Origin of the sequence: Lactobacillus equicursoris DSM 19284 = JCM 14600 = CIP 110162 (assembly GCF_001434815.1) — a bacterium.
GTDB classification, from domain to species: Bacteria; Bacillota; Bacilli; order Lactobacillales; family Lactobacillaceae; genus Lactobacillus; species Lactobacillus equicursoris.
This window is the reverse complement of sequence record NZ_AZDU01000007.1, coordinates 26,991-53,590: the sequence shown is the minus strand read 5'-3', so window position 1 is coordinate 53,590 and position 26,600 is coordinate 26,991. Positions and strand designations below refer to the sequence as shown.

General features: G+C 51.0%; 25 protein-coding genes and 1 pseudogene. 3 read left to right on the top strand and 23 right to left on the bottom strand.

All coding sequences use genetic code 11. The features are described 5' to 3' along the window. The 11 genes and pseudogenes from FC20_RS09995 to FC20_RS02555 form a co-directional block, all read right to left on the bottom strand. Positions 1-257 (bottom strand): annotated as a pseudogene (locus FC20_RS09995) (hypothetical protein); the annotation flags it as partial. A gap of 45 nt (positions 258-302) precedes the next feature. Then, the gene (locus FC20_RS10275) at positions 303-449 is read right to left on the bottom strand and encodes a hypothetical protein (protein ID WP_156402943.1); all 147 of its coding nucleotides are present in this window, start codon (positions 447-449) and stop codon (positions 303-305) included. Next, entirely contained in the window at positions 439-1,038 is a 600-nt protein-coding gene (locus FC20_RS02605) for an LVIS_2131 family protein (RefSeq protein WP_008460342.1), read from the bottom strand. Before FC20_RS02605 ends, FC20_RS10275 begins: the two co-directional genes overlap by 11 nt. A 12-nt stretch (positions 1,039-1,050) precedes the next feature. Next, positions 1,051-1,554 (bottom strand): hypothetical protein, encoded by a 504-nt coding sequence (locus FC20_RS02600; RefSeq protein WP_008460341.1) that lies wholly within the window; start codon positions 1,552-1,554, stop codon positions 1,051-1,053. An 893-nt stretch (positions 1,555-2,447) separates the two neighbouring features. Further along, the gene (locus tag FC20_RS02585; protein WP_008460331.1) at positions 2,448-4,055 is read right to left on the bottom strand and encodes an NERD domain-containing protein; all 1,608 of its coding nucleotides are present in this window, start codon (positions 4,053-4,055) and stop codon (positions 2,448-2,450) included. Between the two features lie 475 nt (positions 4,056-4,530). Beyond that, a complete protein-coding gene (locus tag FC20_RS10270; protein ID WP_156402942.1) occupies positions 4,531-5,223 on the bottom strand; it encodes a hypothetical protein in 693 nt (230 codons plus the stop codon). Between the two features lie 259 nt (positions 5,224-5,482). Continuing rightward, positions 5,483-5,962 (bottom strand): threonine/serine exporter family protein, encoded by a 480-nt coding sequence (locus FC20_RS02575; protein WP_008462986.1) that lies wholly within the window; start codon positions 5,960-5,962, stop codon positions 5,483-5,485. 2 nt (positions 5,963-5,964) lie between these two features. Next, positions 5,965-6,738: a threonine/serine exporter family protein gene (locus tag FC20_RS02570; RefSeq protein ID WP_056945304.1), complete on the bottom strand. Its 774-nt coding sequence runs from the start codon at positions 6,736-6,738 to the stop codon at positions 5,965-5,967. A 22-nt stretch (positions 6,739-6,760) separates the two neighbouring features. Then, complete coding sequence (locus FC20_RS02565; protein ID WP_008462988.1) at positions 6,761-8,296, bottom strand: ABC-F family ATP-binding cassette domain-containing protein; 1,536 nt, start codon at positions 8,294-8,296, stop codon at positions 6,761-6,763. Positions 8,297-8,305: 9 nt separating this feature from the next. Further along, positions 8,306-8,680: a hypothetical protein gene (locus FC20_RS02560; RefSeq protein WP_008462989.1), complete on the bottom strand. Its 375-nt coding sequence runs from the start codon at positions 8,678-8,680 to the stop codon at positions 8,306-8,308. A 94-nt stretch (positions 8,681-8,774) separates the two neighbouring features. Then, on the bottom strand, positions 8,775-9,908 hold the full coding sequence (locus FC20_RS02555; protein ID WP_008462990.1) for an LCP family glycopolymer transferase: 1,134 nt from the start codon (positions 9,906-9,908) through the stop codon (positions 8,775-8,777). Between the two features lie 163 nt (positions 9,909-10,071). Between FC20_RS02555 and pepF the strand changes: the two genes are divergently transcribed. Continuing rightward, entirely contained in the window at positions 10,072-11,883 is a 1,812-nt protein-coding gene (pepF, locus tag FC20_RS02550; RefSeq protein WP_008462991.1) for an oligoendopeptidase F, read from the top strand. Between the two features lie 39 nt (positions 11,884-11,922). After that, a complete protein-coding gene (locus tag FC20_RS10265; protein ID WP_156402941.1) occupies positions 11,923-12,465 on the top strand; it encodes a hypothetical protein in 543 nt (180 codons plus the stop codon). Here the strand turns inward: FC20_RS10265 and FC20_RS10735 are convergent. The 9 genes from FC20_RS10735 to FC20_RS02495 all read right to left on the bottom strand — a co-directional run bounded on the left by FC20_RS10735 (position 12,448) and on the right by FC20_RS02495 (position 22,670). Continuing rightward, a complete protein-coding gene (locus FC20_RS10735) occupies positions 12,448-13,140 on the bottom strand; it encodes a nucleoporin (RefSeq protein ID WP_156402940.1) in 693 nt (230 codons plus the stop codon). The genes FC20_RS10265 and FC20_RS10735 overlap by 18 nt on opposite strands. Positions 13,141-13,336: 196 nt before the next feature. Continuing rightward, complete coding sequence (locus FC20_RS02530; protein ID WP_008460377.1) at positions 13,337-14,566, bottom strand: lactate oxidase; 1,230 nt, start codon at positions 14,564-14,566, stop codon at positions 13,337-13,339. A 132-nt stretch (positions 14,567-14,698) separates the two neighbouring features. Beyond that, a complete protein-coding gene (locus FC20_RS02525) occupies positions 14,699-16,234 on the bottom strand; it encodes an L-lactate permease (protein WP_008460378.1) in 1,536 nt (511 codons plus the stop codon). Positions 16,235-16,566: 332 nt separating this feature from the next. Beyond that, entirely contained in the window at positions 16,567-17,364 is a 798-nt protein-coding gene (locus FC20_RS02520) for a metal ABC transporter permease (RefSeq protein WP_008460379.1), read from the bottom strand. Then, positions 17,364-18,017: a metal ABC transporter ATP-binding protein gene (locus FC20_RS02515; RefSeq protein WP_008460380.1), complete on the bottom strand. Its 654-nt coding sequence runs from the start codon at positions 18,015-18,017 to the stop codon at positions 17,364-17,366. The genes FC20_RS02520 and FC20_RS02515 overlap by 1 nt, the downstream gene beginning before the upstream one ends. Before the next feature lie 8 nt (positions 18,018-18,025). Further along, positions 18,026-18,820, bottom strand: coding sequence for a Cof-type HAD-IIB family hydrolase (locus FC20_RS02510; protein ID WP_008460381.1), 795 nt, complete (start codon positions 18,818-18,820; stop codon positions 18,026-18,028). Positions 18,821-19,008: 188 nt separating this feature from the next. Next, positions 19,009-20,982 (bottom strand): PTS fructose transporter subunit IIABC, encoded by a 1,974-nt coding sequence (locus tag FC20_RS02505; RefSeq protein ID WP_008460382.1) that lies wholly within the window; start codon positions 20,980-20,982, stop codon positions 19,009-19,011. Positions 20,983-21,006: 24 nt separating this feature from the next. Beyond that, entirely contained in the window at positions 21,007-21,921 is a 915-nt protein-coding gene (gene pfkB, locus FC20_RS02500; RefSeq protein ID WP_008460384.1) for a 1-phosphofructokinase, read from the bottom strand. Then, complete coding sequence (locus tag FC20_RS02495; RefSeq protein WP_008460385.1) at positions 21,921-22,670, bottom strand: DeoR/GlpR family DNA-binding transcription regulator; 750 nt, start codon at positions 22,668-22,670, stop codon at positions 21,921-21,923. The genes pfkB and FC20_RS02495 overlap by 1 nt, the downstream gene beginning before the upstream one ends. Before the next feature lie 579 nt (positions 22,671-23,249). Between FC20_RS02495 and FC20_RS10255 the strand changes: the two genes are divergently transcribed. Beyond that, the gene (locus FC20_RS10255; protein ID WP_236697624.1) at positions 23,250-23,474 is read left to right on the top strand and encodes a hypothetical protein; all 225 of its coding nucleotides are present in this window, start codon (positions 23,250-23,252) and stop codon (positions 23,472-23,474) included. A gap of 138 nt (positions 23,475-23,612) precedes the next feature. Here FC20_RS10255 and FC20_RS09960 read toward each other — a convergent pair whose 3' ends face one another. The 3 genes from FC20_RS09960 to FC20_RS02485 all read right to left on the bottom strand — a co-directional run bounded on the left by FC20_RS09960 (position 23,613) and on the right by FC20_RS02485 (position 26,584). Next, entirely contained in the window at positions 23,613-24,167 is a 555-nt protein-coding gene (locus FC20_RS09960; protein ID WP_201779603.1) for a hypothetical protein, read from the bottom strand. A gap of 103 nt (positions 24,168-24,270) precedes the next feature. Next, complete coding sequence (locus FC20_RS02490) at positions 24,271-25,020, bottom strand: aspartate/glutamate racemase family protein (RefSeq protein WP_039944026.1); 750 nt, start codon at positions 25,018-25,020, stop codon at positions 24,271-24,273. A 13-nt stretch (positions 25,021-25,033) separates the two neighbouring features. Continuing rightward, the gene (locus FC20_RS02485; protein ID WP_008462054.1) at positions 25,034-26,584 is read right to left on the bottom strand and encodes a UDP-N-acetylmuramoyl-L-alanyl-D-glutamate--2,6-diaminopimelate ligase; all 1,551 of its coding nucleotides are present in this window, start codon (positions 26,582-26,584) and stop codon (positions 25,034-25,036) included. Positions 26,585-26,600 lie beyond the last annotated feature (16 nt).

Here is a 26,600-nt window from a genome sequence, read left to right as displayed (position 1 = left end):
GACATACTTCGGGGGCAATTTCCGCCTAAATTCACGCCGGTTGACATACTTCGGAGGCAATTTTTGACAAAAAACACACCGGTTGGCATACTTTGGGGGCAATTTTCGCCAAAATTCAGTATGGTTGACATACTTTGGGGGCAGATTTCGACAAAAATCAGACCGGTTGACATACTTCGGGGGTGATTTTTGACAAAAAACACACCGGTTGACATACTTCGGGGGCAGATTTCGACAAAAAACACACCGGTTGACATACTTTGGGGGCAATTTCAAACAAAATCCAAGCCGGTTGACATACTTTAGGGGCGATTTTCGCCTAAATCCAGGTCGGTTGACATACTTTGGAGGCGACAACCGACAACCAGCAATGGGCAGCCCCCAGCCAACCACCGCCCCAAGCAAAAACCGCCAAGCCCTAAGGCTTGACGGTTTACTTTACTTTTCAACAAATGAGGCATCCGGCACCCGGATTAGGTAAAAGCACTTGGCGCTCTTGCTAGCGTGCATCCCCAGCCCGTTGGCCGCGGTGTTCTTGTAGCTCGCCTCGTACACGGCTACGTAGGCCTTCTGGTACTGGGCGTCCTTTTTTACCAGGGCCGCCTTGCTAAAGGGCACCCCGCTCGTCGAAGCGGCGCCGGCCGGACTGGACCCCGTCACCACGGCCGCCTTGCCGGTCGGTACAGTATACTTTTTGCCATTTATATAGTAAGCGTAGCTGCCAGCCGCCTCCTTGACGTAGTAGCTCTTGACCGCGCTAGGCTCCAGAACCAGAGCGTGGTAGGTCACGCGGCTTTCGACCTGCGACCGGTCCGTCAAGTCCGGCTTTTTAAAAAGAGTCTCCCAACCCAAGAAGGCGATGGCAACTAGCAACACAGCAACTTCCAGGCAGCTGAGAAGAAAATTTTTGACCTCAAAAGTCCGCTGGCGGGTGATGATCATCTTGAGGCGCCGCTGGCGGATATTTTTAATGACAAAAACTAAATAAACAATGACGGCGACCCACAGGGCCACCCCTAAAACATTCCAGCTCCACATGGCGCGCCCACCTTACTTGGCAGCCTTAGCCTCCTTGGCAGCTTCCCGGGCAGCCTTCTCGTTTTCCTTGATCTGCTTGATCTTCTCGCTCATGGCGGAGGTCAAGAGGTCAGTGGCCTTGTCCGGGTCGGCAACCAGGTCCTCGCCGTCCATCAGGAGGTCGATGCGGAAGTGGGAGGCGTTCAGGTCGTCGTTGGCCGTTTCAAAGTAGACCTTGACCGGCACCTCCTCGTCTTCGTCAAAGAAGTTGATCAGCTTTTTATAATAAGCTAGTGGCAAGTTGACAATGTTGGTTTCCAGAGCAAAAGTAATCGGGCTCTTTCCTTCCAAAACCAGCTGGACCTGCATGAGGGAATTTTTCTTCAAAGCCAGCGCCACCTCGCTAACCATCTTAGCGGCATGCTCGCGGAGCTTCTTTTTACTCCGGGAAACGTCCGCGTACTTGATGTTCTCCATGTCGGACAGGTAAGCCTGGTCTTCGATTGCTTGCGTTAAGTCTTTCAAATTTATCTTCATTTTTTCCGCCTACTTACTTGCATGATTCTGTATTAACCTTAACCAAAAAAAGGCCAATGTGCAAGCATCTTCATTCGAAAAAAAGAGCCGGCCAGAGCCGGTTCTCATTAGGATTAATAGGAAAATATAGGTTGTCACCAGCACTTGACTGATTTATAACCTCCCGGCATCAGAAACATGGGGAAAACACTGATTGCCAGGGAAATAGAGTCTCCTCTATTACCCGCTTATTTTACCATATTTTTATACGCAAATCTTGGAAAAAATGATTATGATGCGGTACTAAACGCAACTATTAAATCCCTATAACCAAATTCCGCTAACATCCTAGCAATCTTCTCTTGTTGTTCTACATTCTCTAAAGCTACCGCTTTATAATACTTGGCTAGCAGTTTATTGATCATTTTCGATTTTAGATTAAAAATTGTGTCGTTGAATTCCCAAAGCAACGATGATTTTCCGAAAGAGGTACACACCAATAGTTAAGCCAAGAAAGTTTGACCAAAATGTACTAAACGACAATTTCTCAAATAAGTATTGGATTGGCAGAATGCAGGCAAAAAAGATTGTCAATGAGATAGCAGCTCTTGCATACTTATTTTTCGGCATTTTCTTTTTTAGCTTATCCATATTTTCTCCCATCTTAATCTAGATAATACCAAATTACACCATATAATTATATGCCTGTTCGCTGACTTTTCCTGCTACACTACCTAAGAAAAGATCATTCCAAGCTTTTTTGAATTTCTTTAATGAGATTTTTTTCATGACAGCTTTTGGCAATTTCTTGGTTACAAATATTTTGCCAGACATAGTTCAAAAAATCACAAAAATTTCAGATTTGGTAACCTTTTTCATATTTTCATTTCTCACTTTGATGCCGATGCAGCCGGCTAACTCAGGAATTTTTTCTCAAAAAGCGCCCGAGCCCGCTGCTTGTCAGTCTCCGACAAAGCCAAGTTTGCTGAGATGTTGTCCAAATACTTATCGGCGCTATACACGGCCAGCAGTTCCTGGGGGTTAATCTTGTCAAAGGAAAAAGTGATCGCGACAATTTCGTTATTCCGGCCCCGTTTGAGCTCATATTTAAGATCTCGGAAAAACGGTGCTAACTGCAAAACAGCCTCGTCTAGCTTTCTTACAACATAAGTATTTCGGTAACATGGCTGAATGCCAAGCAGACTGCGCAAGTCCGGGAACGACGCTTGGTAAGCCCCTTGGTTGGCCAATTGAACAAACTTGCGAAACAAGGTTTTAGCATTATTTGATTTAATCTTGCTAAAAATCCAATTATTCCAAGAAATAAAGTCTGGCGTGTACTGGTTAAACAGCGGCAAGTCCCGGTCATTGAGCGTCACGCTTAAATTACCAGATTCAAACTTTGCCTGCCGGAAAACTGGCATTTCCTGCATTACGGCAGCAAGGTTGCCGATCAGCACCTCAAACTTTTTATGGTCTTTGCTGCGATAACCCGCTGCCTCTTTCAGCTCATTAGCGGTTAAACTGATCTTTTGCCGGCCTTGACCATAGAGCCGCCCAACAATAATCCAAAAAAGATTCTGCTGCGTAGCATTTAGGCCAGTCATCGGCAAATCGTTAAGCTTTTTGGCATAGCAAATATTCTGCTCAACTGGCAGATGCCAGCTAACTGTTTGTTCCATTTGTACCAGTTTGTCAAAATGCTGCTGAGTCAGCTTAAAGCGAACATTATCCAGATACACTCGCTTATTTGGAAGTCGACTTTTCTGAATAATCCGCGTAATATCCTGAATTTGCTCTGCCCTTAAATAGCACTGGTTAAAGCCCTCGCTCACGGTTATTGTGAGCTCACCTAAGGTGCTAACCCTAGCCCCTTTATGCTCTAGGCTAGTTTGACCGTTAAAATCAAAGTTTTCATGATTATCTCGAGCAATGACGACAACAATATTTTTGACAAGGTTATTAGGAACAGAATATCCTGCACTTTGCAAAGCTTGTTTGACAGCTTCTTTATGGAAGGTAATTTGTTGGTAGATGGCTGGCGAAAGATTTTTTACATTAAAGTAGTTGCCGGTAAAATTGCGCACCTTAACTTCAATGCAGTAAATGCCAGTACTGGTAACGACCAAATTATCAATTTGATTATCAAAGTCCCCATTTCTTTGCCCGTATTGATAAGGCAGAAGAACATCATGAAAAACGATGGTAGTCTGGTTAACTAGCTTCCTTAGTGCTTGATCAACTAGTTGCTCGCCTGCATCCCCAGTGAGCAGATAGTTGACATTGTTCAACTGATCCTGGGACAAAATCGGGTACGGATCGCTAAGTCCAAGCTGGTTGTAACTATTTAAAATGTTGTTTATCCAATTGATTCCGGGCATGTTAGTCGTGGACAGCTGAACCGGATAGGTATAACTAGGATTGTAAATCAGCTCACTTTTGCGGGCTGATTCAATAACAGTGTCATTATCGATTTGTTCTTCATTGGTTGTGGTAAACCAATGGTCAAAAATTCTGTTCATGGTAATCCCCCTTCACTTATTATTACAACAAAAAAGCCAAAATCACCGAAATTAGTGGCTAAAAAGTAGGTGGTATTTGACAGTTTTCGTTTTTGTAAAGTTGGAAGGTGGGGGGTGGTGCGGCTGGGGTGGACGGGGTGGCTGGGGCAGCTGAGGTGGACGATGCAGCCCCCAAGTTGACTCAACCGGACTGGGGTTTGACGTTTTTCGCCCCCAAGTTGACTCAACCGGACTCGTTTTTGCGGTTTTTTGCTCCCAAGTTGACTCAACCGGACTCGTTTTTGCGGTTTTTTGCCCCCAAGTTGACTCAACCGGGCTGGGTTTTGACGTTTTTTGCCCCCATGTTGACTCAACCAGGCTGGGTTTTGACGTTTTTCGCCCCCGAGTTGACTCAACCGGGCTGGGTTTTGACGTTTTTCGCCCCCGAGTTGACTCAACCGGACTCGTTTTTGACGTTTTTGGCCCCCAAGTTGACTCAACCAGATTTGGTTGACATACTTCGGGGGCTTTTCTCACCTAAATCCAGACCGGTTAACATACTTTGGGGGCGATTTCGGACAAAAAACAAACCGGTTAACATACTTCGGGGGCAATTTTCGCCTAAATCCACGCCGGTTGACATACTTCGGGGGCAATTTTCGACCAAATCCACACCGGTTGACATACTTCGGGGGCAATTTTCGACCAAATCCACACCGGTTGACATATTTCGGGGGCAGTTTTTGCCAAAATCCACACCGGTTGACATACTTCGGGGGCTTTTTTCAGCAAAAATCAAACCGGTTGACATACTTCGGGGGCTTTTTTCGCCTAAATCCACGCCGGTTGACATACTTTGGGGGCGGTTTTCGACCAAATCCTCGCCGGTTGACATACTTCGGGGGCGATTTCGGACAAAAAACAAACCGGTTGACATACTTTGGGGGCAGTTTTCGACCAAATCCAAACCGGTTGACATACTTTGGGGGCTTTTTTCGGCCAAAATCAAACCGGTTGACATACTTTGGGGGCAATTTTTGCCTAAATCCACACCGGTTGACATACTTTGGGGGCTTTTTTCGGCCAAATCCACGCCGGTTGACATACTTTGGGGGCGATTTTCGGCCAAAATCAAACCGGTTGACATACTTCGGGGGCGATTTTCGGCCAAAAACAAACCGGTTGACATACAACAGCAACGGCGATCCACGCCAACAAAAAAGGACCCTGTTACCAGGGTCCTTCTATCAAGGCGGCCGAATTGTCAAAAATCAGTACGGCATAGACGGCCGTGACTCCTTCTCGTTCACATCAAGGGTGTGTCAGCATCGACGCTTCCCGCGTCTGGCAGTTAAGCCGGATGCCCTCTATCTCAAAATACGCACCATGCGTTTTTCTCGACTCGTCAGTCAACATTATAGCCCCTCCGGGCCAAATTGTCAAAAAGCCTACCGCCGCAGCCGCGCGCGCCGACGCTTAATCAGCTTGTTCAGCGCCTCCTGAAACAGGGTCGACAGCAAAAAGCCCAGCGCGATCGCCACCGTGATGATGGCGACGCGCATGATCATCTGCATCCCTGCCATGTAGTGGCCATCGATAAAGCGCCGCACCGCCATGTAGGCCGGCGCCCCCGGCACCAGCGGCACTAGCCCCGGCACACTAAAGAGGGTCACGGGACACTTTTTCCATTTGGCAAAAAGGACCGCGACTAAGCCTACGACGAAGGCACCAGCCACGTTGGACAAGAGCCGTCCCGCCGACGCCAGCGTCAACAGCCAGTAGACCATCCATCCGGCCAGCCCGCACAGGCCGCTGTAGTGGATCACCCGGTGCGGGATGTTGACCGTCAAGGCAAAGCCGACCGTAGCGATGTAGGAAAAAATCAAATTGATGACCAGGTCAAAGCTGGTAAAGTGGATCCCCATCATGGCTAGGCCCCCAAAAATCTAATCACCATCCCGACGCCGCCGCCCAAGGCGATCGCCGTCATCGCGGCCTCGACCATGCGGACGATGCCGGACACCCAGTCGCCCATGAAGAGGTCGCGCAGGGCGTTGGTCAGGGCTAACCCTGGCACCAGGGTCATCAAGGCGCCGACCAAGATGTTGTTCAGGTTGCAGGCCGGCCACAGGGCATGCGCCCCCACGGCGAGCAGCCCCATCACGGCCGCTGATACCATCTCGGCCAAAAAGCGCACGCGGGTGTGGCTGTTCAGCCAGTCGTCAAACCAGTAGCCAAAAGCACCGATCACCCCGGCCACCGGCAGGTCCAGCCAGTCGTACACGTTCAAAAAGAGCACCATCAAAGTCGCACTCAAGGCGCCGGCGCCCAGCACCTGCAGCCACAAGGGAAAAGTCGGCGTGCGCTCGTCGACGTCGCAGAGCCGGTCCTCCAGCTGGTCCAGGTCGATCCGGCCGTCGGCGAATTCGCGCGAAAGCTCGTTGAACCGGTCGACCAATTCCAGGTTGATCGACCGCTTTTTAACCGACTCAAGCTCGGTCACCGTACTATTGGTCCCGTCGTCTAGGGACACGAAGATCCCGGTCGGCATGCCAAAAACGTTGACCTCCTTGATGCCGGCGTTTACCGCAATCCGCCGCATCGTGTCTTCAACCCGGTACATTTCACTCCCGCCGATCAGCATCAGCCGGCCCGCCTTCAGGCAGGTATGAACCACTCTCTTGGTGTAGGCATCTGTACTCATAATTTTTACCAAATGAAAAAACTTACATCGTTTCTAAGTCAACGACCTTGTCCACCCAGTCGCCTTGGAAAAAGTCTCGCTCGTGGCTAACGACGATAATGCCGCCCGGAAAAGCCATGATGGCCTTACGCAAACTGTCCTTGGTTTCGTTGTCCAGGTGGTTGGTCGGTTCGTCCAAAAAGAGGAGATTGGCCGGCTCAAACTGCATCTTGGCCAGCTTAACCTTTTCCTGCTCGCCCCCGGACAATTCTTTTAGCGGGCTCATCACTAATTGGGCGGTCAGCCCCATCCGGGCCAGGGCCTGGCGGAGCTCTTTGGGCTTAACCTGCTCAAACTCGCTGGCCAAATACTGCAGAGGCGTCATGTTCTGGTTGGGCCAGGTCAGGTCCTGCTTAAAGTAGGCTAATTTGACCGTTGGCGACATTTCAAAGCCGCCATAAACCGGGTCCAATGCCCCTAGCAAAGTTTTCAAAAGCGTCGTCTTCCCGATCCCGTTGAAACCGGTGATGGCGACCTTTTCCCCATTGGCCACGCTGAAGTTAAAAGCCGTCTTGACCAAGGCTTGACCGCCGTAGCCGATGACCAGGTCCTGGGTCTGCAAAAGCAAATTAGAAGCCGTCGCCACATAAGGGAAGGTGAAGTTGGCCTTTTTCCCCTTGGTTGGCGGCGTCAAGACCTCTAGCTTGTCCAGCTGCTTTTGCCGAGAACGCGCACTTTTGGCCCGGGTACCAGCCTTATTTTTCCGGATATAGGCCTCGGTCTTGGCAATCTTGCGCTGCTGGTTGGCGTAGGCCTTGAGGTAAGTGACCCGGTTGGCCTCCTTTTGCCGCAGGGCCTGCTTCAAGGTCCCAGTGTAGCGAGTGATGGTGCCAAAATCGATGTCGATCACGCAGTTGGTGATCCGGCCCAAGAAGTCGTAGTCGTGGCTGACCACGATGAAGGCGCCGGCAAAAGCGTTCAGGTAGTCGACCAGCCAGTCAATGTGGCCCACGTCCAGGTAGTTGGTCGGTTCGTCCAAAACCAGGACGTCCGGCTTTTCCAGTAGCAGCTTGGCCAAAATCAGCTTGGACCGCTGGCCGCCAGACAGCTCGCTCACATCTTGGTCCAGGCGGGCAAAGCCGAGCCCGCGCGCCACTTGGTCGATTTCCGTGTCCAGGTCGTAAAAATTGTGCTCCTCTAAGTCGGTCTGGAGGGCCCCGGCCTTGGCCAGCAGCTTGTCGTCGCCGCTTTCGCCGTAATCGACGTAAAGTTGGTTTAGCCTTTTTTCTTCCTCATAGAGCCCCGCAAAGGCCGTTTGCAAAAAGCCGCGCAAAGTCAAGCCCGGCGTTAACTTGGCGTACTGGTCTAAGTAGCCCACCGTGACCTTGTTTTGCCACTTGACGCTTCCGCCATCGGGCAGGATTTCCCCGGTCAAAATCTTGATCAGGGTCGACTTGCCGACCCCATTTTGCCCAGTGACCCCCATGTGGTCTTCTTTATTTAAGACGAAATTGGCATCCTCGTACAGGGTCTTGTCGCCAAAGCCCTGACCTAAGCCTTCAACAGTTAGTAAACTCACAGTGCACTCCTATAAGTGGAAATTCTCGGCCTGATCGCGTTCCCGGTCGTATTTTTTCAAGATCTTGAGGATTTTTGGCCAAAAATAGCGCGGCGCCGTCAAGTGCAGGCGGTCGTCAGCCACCCGGAAGTAACTGGGCGACATGTTGGTCAATTTGGACAAAAATTCCTCGTCCAGGTGGTACTTGTCGGCAATCCGCTCGATTTCGGCGATCGCGTATTCCGTGTAGGAGGTGCTGGCAAAAACCAGAACCGCACCGATCACGCCCCAGATGGCGGACAGGCCGGTGGTCATGGCAAAGGAGTGCCGGCAGATGTAGAACATGGCGATAAAGGTTAAGAAGCCGGAAAAGGCTCCGTAGAGATAAGGGTAGTACTTTTTCAAAATTTTTCCCTCCTTAAATTTATACATTTATCTTAGCTTATTTAGCCGCAAAAAACAGGCCCGAACAGAAAAAACTAGGGCGCGGGGCCCTAGTTTACCAGCCGCTGTGCGGCGTGAGTGAATTCTCATTGTAGATGGTGTAAGTGGTGATCACGCTGGACGAGGTAAAGTCAACTCCGTTGTAAGTCTCATTCAGGGTGTTCTGGCGCGTCTCCTGGTTGGACAGGGTCTGGGTTGCCAGGCCCAGATTTTTCCGCAGCTTGTTGGACCACTTCTGGAGTTCCTTGGTAGAGGCGATCTGGAAGCTGGTCCCGTCGATCGTGGCGTCGTGTCCCTGGATGTAGCCGCTTTGGATGTTGGCCGCCGCTGCCCGGTAGTTGAGGGCTAGGCTGGTCATGTCGCCGAAGGTCAGGTTGGTCTTGACGTATTTGGCAAAAACCTTCAGCAGCTTTTGGTAGTTGGCCACGCCATTGACACTGAGGGCCTTTTTGACCACGGCTTGGATGATCTGCCGCTGGCGCATCTGCCGGCCATAGTCACCCTTGGGGTCGTCATACCGCATCCGGGCGTAGGCAATGGCGTGGCGGCCGTTTAAGTGCTGCCAGCCCTTTTTAAAGGTGCACCAGTCATAGGTAAAGTTAAAAGGCACCTTGACGTCCACCCCGCCAAGAGCGTTGACCAGGCTCTTCAGAGCCTTCATATTGACTTCGACATAATAGTTAATTGGCACATTGAGCATGGTGGAAATCGTCTTGACCGACCCGCTGCTGCCGCCAAACTGGTAGGCGGAGTTGGCCTTGAACATGAAGTAGCTGGTGCTGGAGCTTTCGCCCAGAATCTCGGTCAGGGTGTCCCGGGGAATCGAGGTCATGGTGGTCTTTTTGGTCGTCGGGTTAACGGTGACCAAGATGATGGTGTCGGAATTCCCCTGGTCATGGCGCCCCTCCATCCCCTGGTCCACGCCCAAAATCAGCAAGGAAATCGGCTTTTTAGCCGCGATCTGGAGGCTGGTCGCCGTGTTGCCGGTCTTGTTCATGCTATTGGCGGCGGAATTGATGGCAAAGTAGGCATGGGTCGCCCACACGCCTGCCGCCACTAAGGCAAAGCAGATGACGAAGAAGATCGCCGCTGGGCCCTTTTTCATTTTTTTTCTCGCAGGCTTGCGGCTGACCAGGGTCACGTTGCGCAAAAGTTTCTGCTGTTTTCTCTTGTTCCTTCCTTGATCCATGCCCCTAGTCCTTCCTTGAAATGTCTTGTAATATTTTCTCATTAAAAAGCAACATAATAAAGGAAAAAGGATAAAATTTTAAGCTATCTTATTTTTTGGCAAAAAAGCTTCGAAGATAGTAGAATACTAGTATTCAGTTAAGAACCAAAAAAGAGGTAACAACATGGAGATTCCATTACGCGGACAGGTGCCAGAAAGCGAAACCTGGGACTTGAGCCGGATTTTTAAGAGCGTCAGTGACTGGCAGGCTGCTTGCGACCAACTGGACCAGGAAGTGGAGCAAGTGGGCGATTTAGAAGCTGACTTTACGGCCAGCGGCCGCCAGCTCTACAAGAATTTGACGCAGATTTTTGACCTAGACCGGCGGGTATCCAAGGTCTACGCCTATGCGGGGCTGGCTAGCGACGTCGACACCAGCGACAAGTTCTTGCTCGGGGTCAGCGCCAAGGCCCAGCAGCTGGCCGCCAGCTACCAGGCCAGCGTATCCTTTATCTCCCCGGCGCTGCTAGCCTTAGGGGAAGAAAAGCTGGAAGCTTTTTATCAAGAAGAGCCGCGGCTGGAAAATTACCGCCACTATCTGGACCAGATCATGCGTAAGGCCGACCACGTCTTGCCAGCTGAGGAAGAGCGGTTGGTGTCTTTGGCAGGGGATGCCCTGGGCGCGTCCAGCAACACTTTTAACGTTTTGAACAATTCGGACCTGGAATTTCCCTTTGTCGAAGATGAAGATGGGGACACGGTGCAATTGACCGAGACCCGCTACGACCTCTTGATCCAGTCAACCGACCGGGACCTGCGGATGGACGCCTTTGAGGCGCTCTACTCTAGCTACGAGCAGTTTGAGTCGACCTTTGCTTCGACCTTGGCCGGGAACGTCAAGGCCGACAACTACCGGGCCCTGGTCCACGACTACCCCAACGCCCTGGTGGCAGCGCTAGACGAAAATGCCATTCCCGTCTCCGTTTACGAGCAGCTGGTCGGGACCGTCCACCAGCACCTGGACTTGCTCCACCGCTACGTGGACCTGCGGGCGCGGCTGCTTGGTTTAACGGAGCCTGAGGACGAATTTGGTATGTGGGACATGTACGTGCAGCTTACGGGGACTCCAAGCTTGTCCTACAGCTTTGCCGATGCGAAAAAAGAGGCCCGCGCGGCGCTGGCGCCGCTGGGGCCGGACTACTTGAGGCATCTTGATTACCTTTTTAACAATCGAGTAATCGACTACGTGCCGAACATGCACAAGCAAGGCGGGGCTTACTCGGGCGGGTCATACGATACGGATGCCTACGAGCTTTTGAATTGGCAAGGCGACCTGGACTCGCTCTACACCCTGATTCACGAAAGCGGCCACTCGGTCCATAGCATGTACACGCGCGAAAACCAGCCTTACGTGTACGGGGACTATCCAATTTTTACCGCAGAAATTGCCTCCACAACCAACGAGAATCTGCTGACCAACTACTTTTTAGACAAGGTTACCGATAAAAAGACCCGGGCCTTCCTCTTGAACTACTACCTGAACTCCTTCAAGGGGACGGTCTACCGGCAGACGCAGTTCGCGGAATTCGAGTGGTTTATCCACAAGAGCGACCAAGAGGGGCAGCCTTTGACGGGCGATTACCTGTCAAACTACTATGACGACTTAAACCGCGCCTACTACGGACCACGGATCGAGACGGGAAGCGAGATCCGGCTGGAATGGGCGCGGATCCCGCACTTCTACTACGACTTCTACGTGTACCAGTACGCGACGGGCTTCGCGGCTGCCACGGCCCTGGCCAATAAGATCAGCTACGGGACAGTAGAGGATAAGGAGAACTACCTGAACTTCTTGAAGTCGGGGTCCAGCTGCTATCCAATCGCCACCATGCAAAAAGCCGGCGTGGACATGACCAAGCCGGATTATTTGGAAGATGCCTTTAAGATCTTTGAAGAGCGCCTGGATGAGTTCGAAAAATTGATGACTGAGCTTTAGTTAGGTACGGAAGTGCCCCCGTGAGGGGGTGCTTCCTTTTTGTTTTTGGGTTGCGGTGTGCGGGGCGTTGGGGGACGTCGGGGGCGTCGCCCCCGGTTTGACTCAACCGGTGTGGATTTTGCCATTTTTCGCCCCCAAGTTGACTCAACCGAGCTCGTTTTTCCCGTTTTTTGCCCCCGGTTTGACTCAACCGAGCTCGTTTTTCCCGTTTTTCGCCCCCAAGTTGACTCAACCGGGCTACTTTTTCCCGTTTTTCGCCCCCAAGTTGACTCAACCGAGCTACTTTTTCCCGTTTTTTGCCCCCAAGTTGACTCAACCGGGCTACTTTTTCCTGTTTTTCGCCCCCAAGTTGACTCAACCAAACTCGATTCTCCCGTTTTTCGCCCCCAGTTTGACTCAACCGAGCTCGGTTTTCATATTTTTCGCCCCCAAGTTGACTCAACCGAGCTCGTTTTTCCCGTTTTTCGCCCCCAAGTTGACTCAGCCGAGCTACTTTTTCCCGTTTTTCGCCCCCAAGTTGACTCAACCGAGCTCGTTTTTCCTATTTTTCGCCCCCGGTTTGACTCAACCAAACTTGGTTGACATACTTCGGGGGCAATTTTTGACAAAAAACACACCGGTTGACATACTTTGGGGGCGATTTTGACCAAAATCCACACCGGTTGACATACTTTGGGGGCAATTTTTATCAAAATCTAGACCGGTTGACATACTTTGGGGGCGATTTTGACCAAAATCCACACCGGTTGACATACTTTGGGGGCGATTTTGACCAAAATCCAGACTGGTTGACATACTTTGGGGGCGATTTTTATCAAAATCCACACCGGTTGACATACTTTGGGGGCGATTTTGACCAAAATCCACACCGGTTGACATACTTTGGGGGCGATTTCGACCAAAAATCGGACCGGTTGACATACTTTGGGGGCAATTTTTACTAAAATTCACACCGGTTGACATACTTTGGGGGCAATTTTTATCAAAATCTAGACCGGTTGACATACTTTGGGGGCGATTTTGACCAAAATCCACACCGGTTGACATACTTTGGGGGCGATTTTGACCAAAATCCAGACTGGTTGACATACTTTGGGGGCGATTTTTATCAAAATCCACACCGGTTGACATACTTTGGGGGCGATTTTGACCAAAATCCAGACTGGTTGACATACTTTGGGGGCGATTTTGACCAAAAATCGGACCGGTTGATATACTTTGGGGACAATTTTGACCAAAATCCAGACCAGTTGACATACTTTGGGGGCCACCCCATGCCTACACTCACATCAGCTAAAGTCATCCTTCTCGCCTTTTTTTCTCACTCACACACTTAATATCCTTTAAAAAAGTCGCGCGCCCATCTTTAGTTTAAAAAATAAGCACCCCCAAGCCCATCAAGGGCCTGGGGGTGCAGCGGTTTAAAAAATTACAGATTTACAAAACCATCCTCTTAGTGGTGGGATGCACCAGAAACAGCATCAGTGCCGTCTTTCTTAATTTGGTTCACAGCAGTTACCGGGTAAGGCTTGCGAACGCGTGGGTCCGTGCTGGATGGACGGGTGTCGCCTGCGTATTCAAAGTGGGTCAAGCGCGCGTGCTTAACGTCTTCGATGGTCTTGCAGCCAGTCAGTTGCATGTCGATCTTCAATTCGTCGTTCAACTCGTTAATTACGGAAGCAACCCCGTGAGGGCCACCCAAGGCCAAGCCGTAAAGGTAAGGACGGCCAATGCCAACCAGGTCAGCGCCAAGGGCCAAGGCCTTGAAGATGTGGGAACCGCGGCGAACGCCACCGTCGAAGATGACTGGTACGCGGCCGTTTACCGCCTTCACAACTTCTGGCAAAACGTCGATGGTTGCTGGTGCACCGTCGATTTCCCGGCCACCGTGGTTAGTAACGTATACGCCGTCGGCACCAGCAGTCAAGGCGACTTCAACGTCTTCAGCGCAGTTGATCCCCTTGACGATGACTGGCAAGCCGGACATTTCCTTGATCCGCTTGATGTCGTCTGGACCGATGTTTTGCGCACTTGAAGCGTACATTTGGGCAACAGTTTGACCTTCACCCTTGGCACCTTGGAAACGAGTGAAGAAGTCAAGTGGTACTGGGAAAGCGAAGTCAGTCCGCAAGTTAGCTTCCCGGTAGCCTGATACCAAGGCATCAACCGTCAGCAGGATTGCCTTGTAGCCAGCAGCCTTGATAGCATCAAAGACCATTTGGTTGAAGTCCCAATTCTTTGACAGGTAAAGCTGGAACATCCGCGGTGCGTCTGGAGCAGCTGCTGCAATTTCTTCAACTGGCTTGTTGCCATAAGTTGAGGAGCTGAACATAGCGCCGGCTAGAGCAGCACCCTTTTGAGTAGCAACTTCGGCATCAGCGTGGGAAATCCCATGGCAGGCAATTGGGGAAATCATGATTGGGGTTTTCAGCTTCATCCCCATGAATTCCGTTTCCGTTGATGGGTTGTCCATCCCCGTCAAGGAGCGAGGCACGATTTGGTAGTGGTTGTAGGCGTTGGTATTGTTTCTCCAAGTCCATTCGTATTCTGAACCAGAAGCAACGTAGTAGTAGGCGCCTTCTGGCATGACTTCCTTGGCTCTTTCTTCCAATTCGTCAACGTTAACAAACTTTAAATCTTCATCTGCTTCGCTTTGTGGGAAGCCCTTAATGTAACGAGTCATTCGCTTTTTCTCCTAATCATTTAAAAATTACTATCAATTACTTATTACTCACAAGATTTATCATAGCATTTAATCGCTATCAAAGTAGCACTTTTTTCTAGGACTTTTTTAATTTTTCAAAAAATCTTCCCGTTAAAAATGCAAGTTGCCAGTTGCCAGACCGACTGCGTACAAGAAGACGCAGATGATCACGGTGTAGATCCCGCACCACTTGAAGGCGCGCTTGAGGATTTCCCCTTCACTGCCTTCTTGGCCGATGGCCGTACTTGCGACCGCGATGGATTGCGGGGAGATCATCTTCCCGGCCGTGGCGCCGACCATGTTGTTGGCAACGACCCAGGTCTTGTTCACGCCCAGGGTTTGGGCGGCTGAGTATTGCAACTTAGCAAAGAGGATGTTGGAACTGGTGTCTGAACCAGTGACAAAAGTTCCAAGAGCCCCGATCACTGGTGCAATCAGCGGGTATACTGGACCCATCAATTTAACCAGAGCAACAGCGATAGCACTGGTCATGCCGGCATAGCCCATGACCTTGGCCAGGGCCACGATTGAAGCGATGGTGACGGCCGTCTTGCCGATCCCCTTGATCACGTCACCCAAGACGCCGAAGATTTCGCCAACCTTCATGCCTTGGATCAAGGCCCCGATAAAGGTGGCAACCAGGATCAAGGTACCAGGTGAAGACAGCCAGTTGAGGGAGAACTGACCAGCATTTTTACCAGTGTAGATCTGGAACTTGATGGTGGCTGAGTTCAAAGCCTGGTTGATGGCTGGGAAGAGTGAGGAAGCAGCCAGCACAAAGACGAAGACCAAGATAAATGGTGCGCAGGCTTGAAGGAGCTCGCCGGCCGTGTGCTTAGGTACCTCTTCTGACGCTACGGCGTATGTTGGGTCATCCTTGTGCTTTTTAGCCAGAAGAGCCGTAACCAGGATGCAGACGATGGCGCCGGCGATAGCTGGCAGTTCGGCGCCGACATACTTGGAAACCAAGACCTGCGGCAAGGCAAAGGCCAGACCGGACATGAAGGTGATGAAGCCCACGCCCTTGATGGCCTTAACGCCGCCAGTCAGCCCCACCAAGATGTAAGGGATGACCAGGATCAAGACGCTCAGCTGGAGGGAGACGATAAAGGCGGTGTGCATCACGTCCAGGCCGGCGGTTTGCGCCAGGGTGATGACTGGCAGGCCGACTGCCCCGAAAGCCGTTGGGGTGGTGTTGGCCACCAAGCAGATCACGGCCGCTTCGATGGGATTAATGCCAAAAGTCATCAGGATCGAAGCCGGGATGGCCACGGCCGTCCCAAAGCCAGCAATCGCTTCGAGGAATCCCCCAAAGCCCCAGGCAATCAGCAATACCAAGATCCGTTTGTCAGTCGTCAGGCTGCAGAGCATGTCTTGGATTTTTTGCATGGCACCGGATTTAAAGGTCACCTTGGAAGTGAACATGGCAGCCACGATGATGTAGACGATTGGGAAGATCCCACCGACGATCCCTTCTAAGGCCCCGGTGGCCGTGTCCAAAACTGGCAATTTAAAGGCAAAAATTGCCAAAAGCATGGCCAAGAGCAAGGCGATAATCCCGGCGCGAGCTGCCGGCATTTTCAAGGCGGTTAAAGAGACCACCAGCCAGACGATCGGGATTAAGGCAAAGATAAAGTTAACCCACATACTAAAACTCCATTCTTACGGTTAAAAATATTCTTCTATAAATATTTTTTAGCCTAAAATTTGTCATTTATTTCTTCACGCTTTTTATTATACATGAAAGCGCTTAATTTGTCATGTGAATTTTTAGATTTTTTCCCGTCCTACCGCCCTTTAAAAAGCACTTTTTTTCACAAAGTCTGTCTATCCAATGAAAGAAGCAAAGAAAAAAGCCCACGGCTGTGGGCTTTTGTTCAATATTCACAAATGTCATTTGTAACAAATTGTGCAAAAAACACTAAAACTTTTTCTATTATTTAAGTATTATCGATTAGCTTTTTATCAAAAAAGCCAGCCTAAACCCGCTTGCGGCGGGAATGGGTGAAGTAGACCGACAGGTAGGCCCCCACTTCAATAATAGAGATGAAGAAGGTGACCGGCCAGTTGGTGATGTAACCCAGGCACAGGCCAATCCACACCCCGGCCAGAGCCAGGCCGACCGACCAGGCGATCATGGACGGGATGGACTTGCCCAGGTACTTGGCCGTGGACGGCGGCATGGTCAACAAAACAAAGACCAGCATGGAGCCGACCACCTGAGAGCCAATAGATACCGCCATGGCCAAAGCGACTAGGAACAAGACGCCAACTAGGCCCGTATTTAAGTGGTGGGCCACGGCCCCGATGTGGTCAAAGGAGTCGTAGTTGATCGGTCTTTGAATGGCCAGGATGAGGATCAAGACAATGATGGACAGGCCCACCAGCTGGTAGACGCTAGAGCGCGACACCCCGATAATGGAGCCAAACAAAATGTTAGTCGCGTAGCTGCTGGCTGAGCTGGACAGAGACAAAAAGAGGATGCCCAGGCCGACAAAGAGGGCCGAAATGGCGGAAATGGACGATTCCTTTTGCTCAGTCCGCATGGACAATTCCCCCACCCCAATGGAGCCTAAAAGGGCAAAAATCAGCATCCCCGTTAAAGGCTTGAGGCCCATCAAGACGGCGAAGGCCGCCCCAGCAAAGCCGATTTCCGACAAGGTGTGGGCCAAAAAGCTAAAGTTGCGGGCAACGACGTAGACCCCCACCACCCCGCAGGTGATGGCGATGAAAGTCGCAGCCCAAAAGGCATTGCGCATAAATTCATAAGCAAACATCAGTTGAACCTCTCCTTAAAATCTGCCATCTTCCCCTGCTGGACCGTGCCGCCGCTCAGGTACAAGTAATCCTTCATGTAGCGCTTGGCCAGGGCCAGGTCGTGGGTCACGAACAAAACCGTCATCTTGTGCTCTTCATTTAAGTGGGCAATCAGGTTCATCAGCTCTTCTTTAGCCTTAGGGTCCAAGCTGGCCGTGGCTTCGTCTAAGATGATGAAGTTGGGCTGATCAAGCAGGGCCTGGGCCAGGTAGGCCCGCTGCTTTTGCCCGCCGCTGGCCTCCCCCATCCGGATGTCAGCCAAGCCCTTCAGGTAGGTTTCCTGCAGGATGTGGTTCACCTGGTCCTTAACTTTTTGACTCTTGAAAAAAGGCGTGTTCAGCTCAATAAAAGACCGGATGGACAAGGGATAGTCGGGGTCGATGTTGCGGAACTGCGGCACGTAGCCGACCTTGACGTCGTCAGCCAGGTCATAGTAGCCCTTGGTCGGCGTCAGCATCCCCATCAAGATCCGGACCAGGGTGGTCTTGCCTGCCCCGTTGGGGCCGAGCAGCGCCGTCATGGAGCCCTGTTCCAGGCTGAAGTTCAGCTTATTAAAAATCTCCTGGTCGCCAAATTTCATGCTTAAGTCGACCACTTGCAAAGCTTTGCTCATAGCTTCTCCTATCTACTTAACAAATCCAGCATCTTGTCTTGGACGGCACTTTCGTCGCTAGACCCAATCAGGTGATTGGCGGCGCGCTTGGCTTCAGGCAAAGCCGTCGCTGTTGCGTAGCTGGTGCCGGCATATTCCAGCATGGCCACGTCGTTGCCGCCGTCGCCAAAGGCCACCATTTCGCTTCGCTTGATGTCATAGCGCTGGCCGAGCAGCTTCAGCCCAACCGCCTTGTTCATCCCTTCCCTGCTGATGTCAACGGCAGCGTTAGACCCAGCCACCATGTCCAGGTTCGGGTACTTTTGCTTGAGCAGGCGGGCCATGTCGCTGGCCTTGCCGACCTCAGTTGAAATGGTGAACTTGAAGATACGGTCGTTCACTTCGCTGTAGTCATCCACCACCGTCATTTTTTCGTAAAAAAGGTGCAGGTGCTTGATAAAGTCTTCCCCATACCGCTTCAGGGTGTAGGCGCTGTTGACCCCGGCCAAAACGGTCTTTTGGTCATCGTATTCTTTTTTGATCTGCCAGATGGTGTCTAATTCTTCTTGGTTCAGGTCAATGATGTTCAGGATTTCCCGGCCCTTTAAGACGTAGGCCCCATTTTCCGCCACAAAGTAGAGCTGGTTCAGGTATTCCTTAGGAAAGCGGGTCAGCAGGTTTTCGTACTGGTTGCCGCTGGCGATCACGAATTTGACGCCTTGTTCCTTAGCCAGTTTCATGATCTGCTCGAACTTTTCGTGGTCGTATTCTTTTTTAGAATTCAGCCAAGTCCCGTCCATGTCAGTTGCCATTAATTTAATCATATTTTTCGTTTCTTTCTAAGTTAGTTCTGGGTTATTTTTCACTTACAAATCGTCAGCAAATTCGTAAGATTTGAGTGTAACAAATTTTTCTCAACAAGTCTAGTTTATCATTTTTAAGCACGAAAAAAGCGAAGACTGCTTAGTCTCCGCTGATTCCGGTTATTGTTGTTAGTGTAGTTAAAAATTAATTACTTGTTTTCTGAAACTGGCTTTTTCCAGAAGCCCAAGATCAAGGCAGCGACGATTGAGCCGGCTGCTACGGCTAAGAAGTAGCCAAGTGGGTTGGAAGCCAGGGCGATAACCCAGAAACCACCGTGAGGGGCTGGAACGCCAACGTGCAGGAGACCTACCAAGAAGCCGCCGACAGCACTACCGATGATTGAGGAAGTGATGACGCGCAGTGGGTCAGCACTGGCAAATGGGATGGCACCTTCAGTGATGAAGGAGAAGCCCAAGATCCAGTTGGAAACGCCGGCGCGGCGTTCGTCTTCAGTAAACTTGTTCTTGAAGAAGGTAGTAGCGATGGCAGTTGCAAATGGGGCAACCATCCCGCCGACCATAACGGCAGCCATCAAGATAGCGGCAGTCTTAGAGTTAGGGTCGTTAGCAAAAGCACCAGAAGCGAAGACGTAAGCAGCCTTGTTGAAAGGACCACCCATGTCGATACTCATCATGCCGGCCAAGATCGTGGTCAACAGTACCAGGTTGCCAGTACCCATGCCGTTCAAGAAGGCAGTGATTACAGCGTTCAAGGCACCAAAGATTGGGTTGACGATGTAGTACATGATGAGCGCTACAAGCAGCAAGCCAAAGATTGGGTAAAGCAGCATTGGCTTCATCCCTTCAACGCTCTTAGGCAAGTTAGCAAACAGCTTCTTCAGGCCCAAGATCAGGTAACCAGCGATGAAACCGATGGCGATCCCGCCTAAGAACCCAGCTGGGGAAGCAGCCTTGACGTTAACGTTAACAGCATAGCTGCCGCCCAGAGATGAGTTGGTGATGGAGGCCATGAAACCGCCGACGAAACCAGGCATCAAGGCTGGCAGGTCACCGATTGATTCAGCGATGTAGCCGGCCAAAACTGGAACCATGAAGGCGAAGGCCAAGTTACCAGCACTGTTCAAGAAGATGAAGGCTGGGCTCTTCGCACCGCCCATGTATTGTTCAACCAGGAAGGAGATGGCCATCAAGATACCACCACCGATAACGAATGGCAACATGTGAGAGATACCACTCATCAGGTGCCGGTAGATGGTTGACCAAACGCTGCCGTCGCTTGAAGCAGTTTCGGTTTGTTCACCAGCTTCTGCGTGGTAAACGCTGCCCTTGCCGGACAAGATGTCGTCAATCAATTGGTCTGGCTTGTTGATCCCGTCAACAACTGGGTGCTTTACCAGTTCCTTGCCGTCGAAGCGGGCCATCTTAACTTGCTTGTCAGAAGCAATGACAACGCCGACAGCACGCTTGATTTCGTCAGGAGTCAATTCGTGCTTAACGCCTTCAGAACCGTTGGTTTCGATTCTCACTTCAACGCCGCGCTTTTCACCGGCCTTGATCAGGGCTTCTTCAGCCATGTAAGTGTGGGCAATCCCGTTGATGCAGGCAGTAACGCCGACGATCAATGGCTTTTCGCTGTCGTCAGCCTTAGCTGCTTCAGCCTTCTTGGCTGCTTGCTTGGCTTCACGTTCAGCGTCTTCCTTGTCCTTAGCAGCTTCAGCTTCGGTGAAGAGGTCAATGACTTCTTCAGGCTTAGTAGCACCCTTCAGCTTGGCAACCAGGTCAGGGTTGATCAAGAGACTGCTCAATTTTGCCAAGGCTTGCAAGTGGGTGTTGTCAGCGCCGGCAGGAGCAGCGATCATGAAGAAGAGGTGGACTGGTTGACCATCGAGTGAGTCGTAGTCAATCCCCTTTTCACTTTTGGCAAAAAGCACTCTAGCCTTGTTGATGTATTCGTTTCTAGCGTGTGGCATCGCGATGCCTTCGCCGATACCAGTAGTGCCTTCCTTTTCTCTAGCCCAGATTGATTCAACAAACTTTTCCTTGTTGTTGACAATGCCGGTTGCGACTTCTAGGTCAGCCATTTCGTTAATGGCTTCTTCCTTGGTAGTGGCCTTCAAATCCATAATCATGGATTCAGGGCTCAAAATATCCTTAATCCGCATTAGCTTTTCCTCTCACTCTTTACTTTATTCAACAGTGTCAATCTTAATTTGTGGCAAAACCGCGTCGATTTGGCTCTTAACGGCGATGTCTTCGGTGAAGGCCGTAGCCCCGCCGCAGGCACTGCCGACTCTCAAGGCTTCGGCTGGGTCATGGCTTTCAAACCAGGTTCCAACGAAGCCGGCAATCATGGAGTCGCCCGCGCCAACTGAGTTAACGGCAGTGCCCTTAGCTGCGTTTGCGTGGTAGACATGGTCCTTGGTTACCAGGTAAGCCCCTTCGCCGGCCATGGAGATCATCACGTTTTGGGCGCCCTTTTCCAGAAGCTTTTTAGCAGCTTCCAGCATATCGGCAGTCGTGTTAAAGCTGGTGCCAAACAAGTCGGCCAATTCGTGGTGGTTAGGCTTGATTACCAGTGGATTAAACTTCAGAGTTCTGAGCAGGGCTTCGCCAGTGGTGTCAACAACGAATTCTGCGCCCTTTTCCCGGATTACTGGAAGCAGGCTTTCGTAGAAGTCAGTTGGCAGGCTTGGTGCCAAGCTGCCGCTTAAGACAACCACGTCGCCTTCCTTTAAGTCGTCCAGACGAGCCTTGAAGGCAGCAACTTCTTGATCGGTGATGTCAGGACCGGCAGCGTTGATTTCCGTTTCTTCTTGAGCGTGGATCTTCACGTTCACGCGGGTGTCGTCGCTGATTCTGACGAAGTCGCTGTTGATCTTTTTAACATTCAATTGGCGAATGAGTTCTTCGCCGGTGAAGCCACCGACAAAGCCCCAGGCAGTGTTGTCAACTCCCAGCTGGTTCAAGATTTGGGAAACGTTGATCCCCTTGCCCCCAGCTAAGAATTGCGTATCATTTGACCGATTGGTTTCCCCATCCTTAACTTCTGGCAATTGCAAAACATAGTCAAGGGCTGGGTTAACAGTCACGGTATAAATCATTATTCAGCCTCCTCAAGTTGAATATTTACTGGTAAATATTGCCGATCTTCCTTTTTTAGCTTGGAAATCAGGGTGACCTCTTCGCTTTTAGCAAATTCGGCAAAGGTTACTTCGTTGATCTTGCTGCGATCCAGCAAAACGAAGGCGTGCTGGCTCTGGGCGATGGCCGTCTTCTTCACTTCGGCCTCTTCCGTGTCGGGCGTAGTCAGGGAGCCTTGTTGGCTCAAGGCATTAGCCCCGATGAAGGCTGAATTGAAGTTCAGCTGCTTCAGCTTGGCCACCGTGGTTACGCCGACGGTCGCGTGGGTCTCTTCCTTGACCCGGCCCCCCAGCATGCAGGTGGAAATGCCTGCGTCCGTGAGCGCCAGCGCCGTGTCCATGCCGTTCGTCACGACGTGGAGGTCCGGAATCTTGGCTAAGAAGGGCACCATTTCGTAAATGGTCGTCCCCGCGTCTAGAAAAAGGTAGTCGTGGGGGCGGACCTTGCTGGCGGCCTTCTTGGCGATGGCTTCCTTGTCGGCGTGGTTCATGGTAAAGCGAATTTTCTGCGCCACGTCCTGGCCAAAAGTCTGGATGCTTCTAGCCCCGCCGTGGACCCGCTTGAGCCGGCCTTGGTCTTCCATTTCGCTTAGATCGCGTCTAATCGTCGATTCAGATGATGACGTCAGTTGGCAAAGTTCTGCTACCCGGCAGATTTGATGTTCGTCAACATAGCGGGCAATTAGTTGTTGTCTTTCTTCCGTCAGCATCTTCGTCTCACCTCGTATAATATTGTAAAGGCTTTCTCAGTCAAAAGCAATCAAAAACAGTCAAATTTGTGCATGAAATTCTGTGAAATTAGAATTTAATCTTTTCAGGCGATGGGAAGGGGTTTAGTTGGGTGCCACGCTTGGTTTTATTAGCTTTTTATGGGGGATTTGTTTCGCTTTTTAAGTAGGTGGTGCGGGGTGGTTGGCTGGTGTGGCTCGGCCGTGATTGTTTTTGACTGATTTGGATGGACGCGGTGACCGCTTTCATAGAAGTGTGTGCTGTCGGGAGCTTGTTAGGTATGGATCTGGTGTAGGGCATCGTTGCAATGTTGGTGCGGGACACATGAACTTACCCAACCGGACTGCTTTTTCTAAAATTTCGCCCCCAAGTTGACTCAACCGGACTGCTTTTTCCAGGAATTTCGCCCCCAAATTGATTCAACCGGACCACTTTTGCCGAAATTTCGCCCCCGAGTTGACTCAACCGGACTACTTTTTCTTAAAATTTGACCCCGAGTTGACTCAACCGGACTACTTTTTCTTAAAATTTGCCCCCGAGTTGACCCAACCGGACCACTTTTGCCAGAATTCCGCCCCCGAATTGACTCAACCGGACTACTTTTTCCGAAATTTCGCCCCCGAGTTGACTCAACCGGACTACTTTTTCTAAAAATTTGCCCCCGAGTTGACTCAACCGGACTACTTTTTACGAAATTTCGCCCCCAAGTTGACTCAACCGGACTACTTTTTCTGAAATTTCGCCCCCAAGTTGACTCAACCGGACTACTTTTTCTTAAAATTTGACCCCGAGTTGACTCAACCGGACTACTTTTTACGAAATTTCGCCCCCGAGTTGACTCAACCGGACTACTTTTTACGAAATTTCGCCCCCGAATTGACTCAACCGGACCACTTTTGCCAGAATTCCGCCCCCAAGTTGACTCAACCAAACCTGGTTGACATACTTTGGGGGCGAATTTCACCAAAATCCAGAACGGTTGACATACTTCGGGGGCAAATTTCACCAAAATCCAGACCGGTTAACATACTTTGGGGGCAAATTTCACCAAAATCCAGACCGGTTAACATACTTTGGGGGCGAATTTCACCGAAATCCAGACCGGTTGACATACTTTGGGGGCGAATTTCACCGAAATCCAGACAGGTTGACATACTTTGGGGGCGAATTTCACCGAAATCCAGACAGGTTGACATACTTCGGGGGCAAATTTCACTGAAATCCAGCGCGGTTGACATACTTTGGGGGCGAAATCCGCCTAAAATCAGACCGGTTGACATACTTCGGGGGCGAATTTCGACAAAATCCAGACCGGTTGACATACTTTGGGGGCGAATTTCACCGAAATCCAGACCGGTTAACATACTTTGGGGGCGAATTTCACCAAAATCCAGACCGGTTGACATACTTTGGGGGCGAATCCAGCCTAAATCTAGCGCGGTTGACATACTTTGGGGGCGAATCCGGCCACGCGCCACGCAACCCACACACACCGGCTGCGCAGCGACGCAACGCCGACCGCACCAACACCGCCACACACGCATCAAAAAAAGACCGAGGCAACGCCTCGGTCTTACATAACTAATCAAATAAATATTTTTGGCAAGCGGCCTTCGGGTCCGCGCCGGCGCGGATCTGCAGAGCTAGCTTAATCGTTACGTCAGCCAGGATCGACTGCGGATCAATCACGTGGTACGGGTGGTCCGGCGCTTTTTCCTGAGCCAGGGACAATTCCGTGCAGCCCAACAGCACAACGTTGCAACCGTAGTCGTCGTGCATCTTGCGCAGGATTTCATGGTAGAGGTCGCCGTCGACTTCGCCTTTTTCCTTGATGTCCCGGTAAATCAGCTCGGTCACCATCGGCTGGATCTCCGGCCCGCCGAATTCAACTTCCCGACCAGCCCGGTGGATCTCGTCTTCATACAAGTGGTCAAAAATCGACCCTTCCGTCGCAATCAAGCCGATCTTTTTTTCATCGGGATACTGGTCCACAAACTGATGCACCGCGATGCGCATCATGTGTAAAAAAGGAATATCGGTCAAAGCGGCCAAATCATCATAAAAGTAGTGGGCGGTGTTACACGGCATCACCATGAAGTCCGGCTTCAGCTGGGCTTGCCCCAAAACATCTTCTTTCAGATCGTAGAAAAAGTTAGGCTTACTGTGGTCCATGATGTAGGACGTCCGGTCCGGAACCTCAGCATCGTTGACCAAGATATAGTTCAAATAGTCCTGGTCCTTTTCGATCTTTACCCGGTGGTTGATCAGCCGGACATAGCTCTCGGTGGCAATGGTCCCCATGCCACCAATAATGCTAAAGAAATGTTTCAAAAAATATCAATCCTTACTTTTCTAATTCTTGGATCACCCGGCGGGCCACCACGATGTCGCCATCGTATGGGGTGTCAACGCCGCGGATCTTTTGGAAGGCGTCAGCGCCCTTGCCGCAAAGGAGCACCACGTCGCCAGTCTTGGCTTCTTGGATGGCTTCCTTGATCGCTTTTTCCCGGTCGAGCTCGATCACGGTCTCGCACTTGGAGTGGTCGATGCCACTGTCGATTTCTTCGGCGATGTCTTGGGCGTTTTCAAAACCAGGGTCATCCGTCGTCAAATAAGCCTTGTCGGCTTCGGCAGTCAGACTTTCGCTAAAGCCTGGCCGACGGGAAATCCCCTTGTCGCCTGGGGCGCCAACAACCACGATTACACGCGGGTTGGCAAATTCCCGGCGCATGAATTTCATCAAGGCCAGCATTGAGGCCTTGTTGTGGGCGTAGTCGACCACTACCAGACCGTGGTCCTTGGTTACAACGGTTTCCATCCGGCCTGGGATAGTCACGTGGCGGATGCCCTTAGCGCAGTTTTCGTAGTCCATGCCGGCTAAGCCTGCCCCGATGATGGCACCAGTTGCGTTAGTTTCATTAAAGTCGCCGATCATCTGCAGGGTGTATTCACCGGAAATTGGCAGCTTCCGCGCCTTGCTGGAGGCCGTAGTCAAGCTAAACTTGGTTTCCGCCAGGTCAGTTTCAATGGACTTGTAGCGGAAGTCGATTGGCTGCTTCAGGCCCGGAATTTCAAAGCCGTCTCTAGCAAACAGGTAGATGCTGTCTGGGTTGGTCGTGGTCGTTGCTGCTGCATAAACGTCGCTAAAGCGGTCGGTTTCAGCGTTGATGATGCACTTGCGGGAGTTGACCAAAAGCTGCAATTTGCAGTGGAGGTAGTCTTCAAAGTTCGGGTGCTCGTTGACGCCGATGTGGTCTGGGCTGATATTTAAGAAAAAGCCCAAGTCGTAGGTCAGACCGAAGACACGGTTCTTTTTATAAGCTTGAGAAGAAACTTCCATGACCATGTGGGTCATGCCGTTGTCGACAGCCCGGCGCATGTCCCGGAAGAGGTCCAGGGATTCTGGCGTGGTCAGGCTAGACTTAAAGGTGTCTTCTGGCGCACTCCCCAAAATATTGTTGACAGAAGAAAGGAGCGCGGTCTTGCCGCCATTTAACTGGTCCAGCATCCCCTTCAAAAAGTAAGCAGACGTGGTCTTGCCCTTGGTGCCGGTAAAGCCGACCAAGAAGAGGTCGTCTTGCGGGAAGCGGTAAAAGGCTGCTGACAAGAGAGCCATGGCCTTAGCCACGTTGCGCACAATCAAGGCGTGCATCCCCGTGCCTTCTGGGTAAGGCTGCTCAGCCACGTAGGCAATGGCGCCGTTTTCCTTGGCCATGGTCAGGTAAGTTGGCCGGAAGCCCGCACCCTTGCAGAAGAAGAGGCTGTTGTTTTGCACGTCGCGGGAGTCGTAAGAGACGGCTTCCATTCTGGTTTGGACCGTGTCTTGGATCGCGCTTGACTTAAGCAAGTGATGTTCCTTTAAGATTAAAATACAGGTATTTAATGAGATACTCATTGTTCTCCTCACTGTC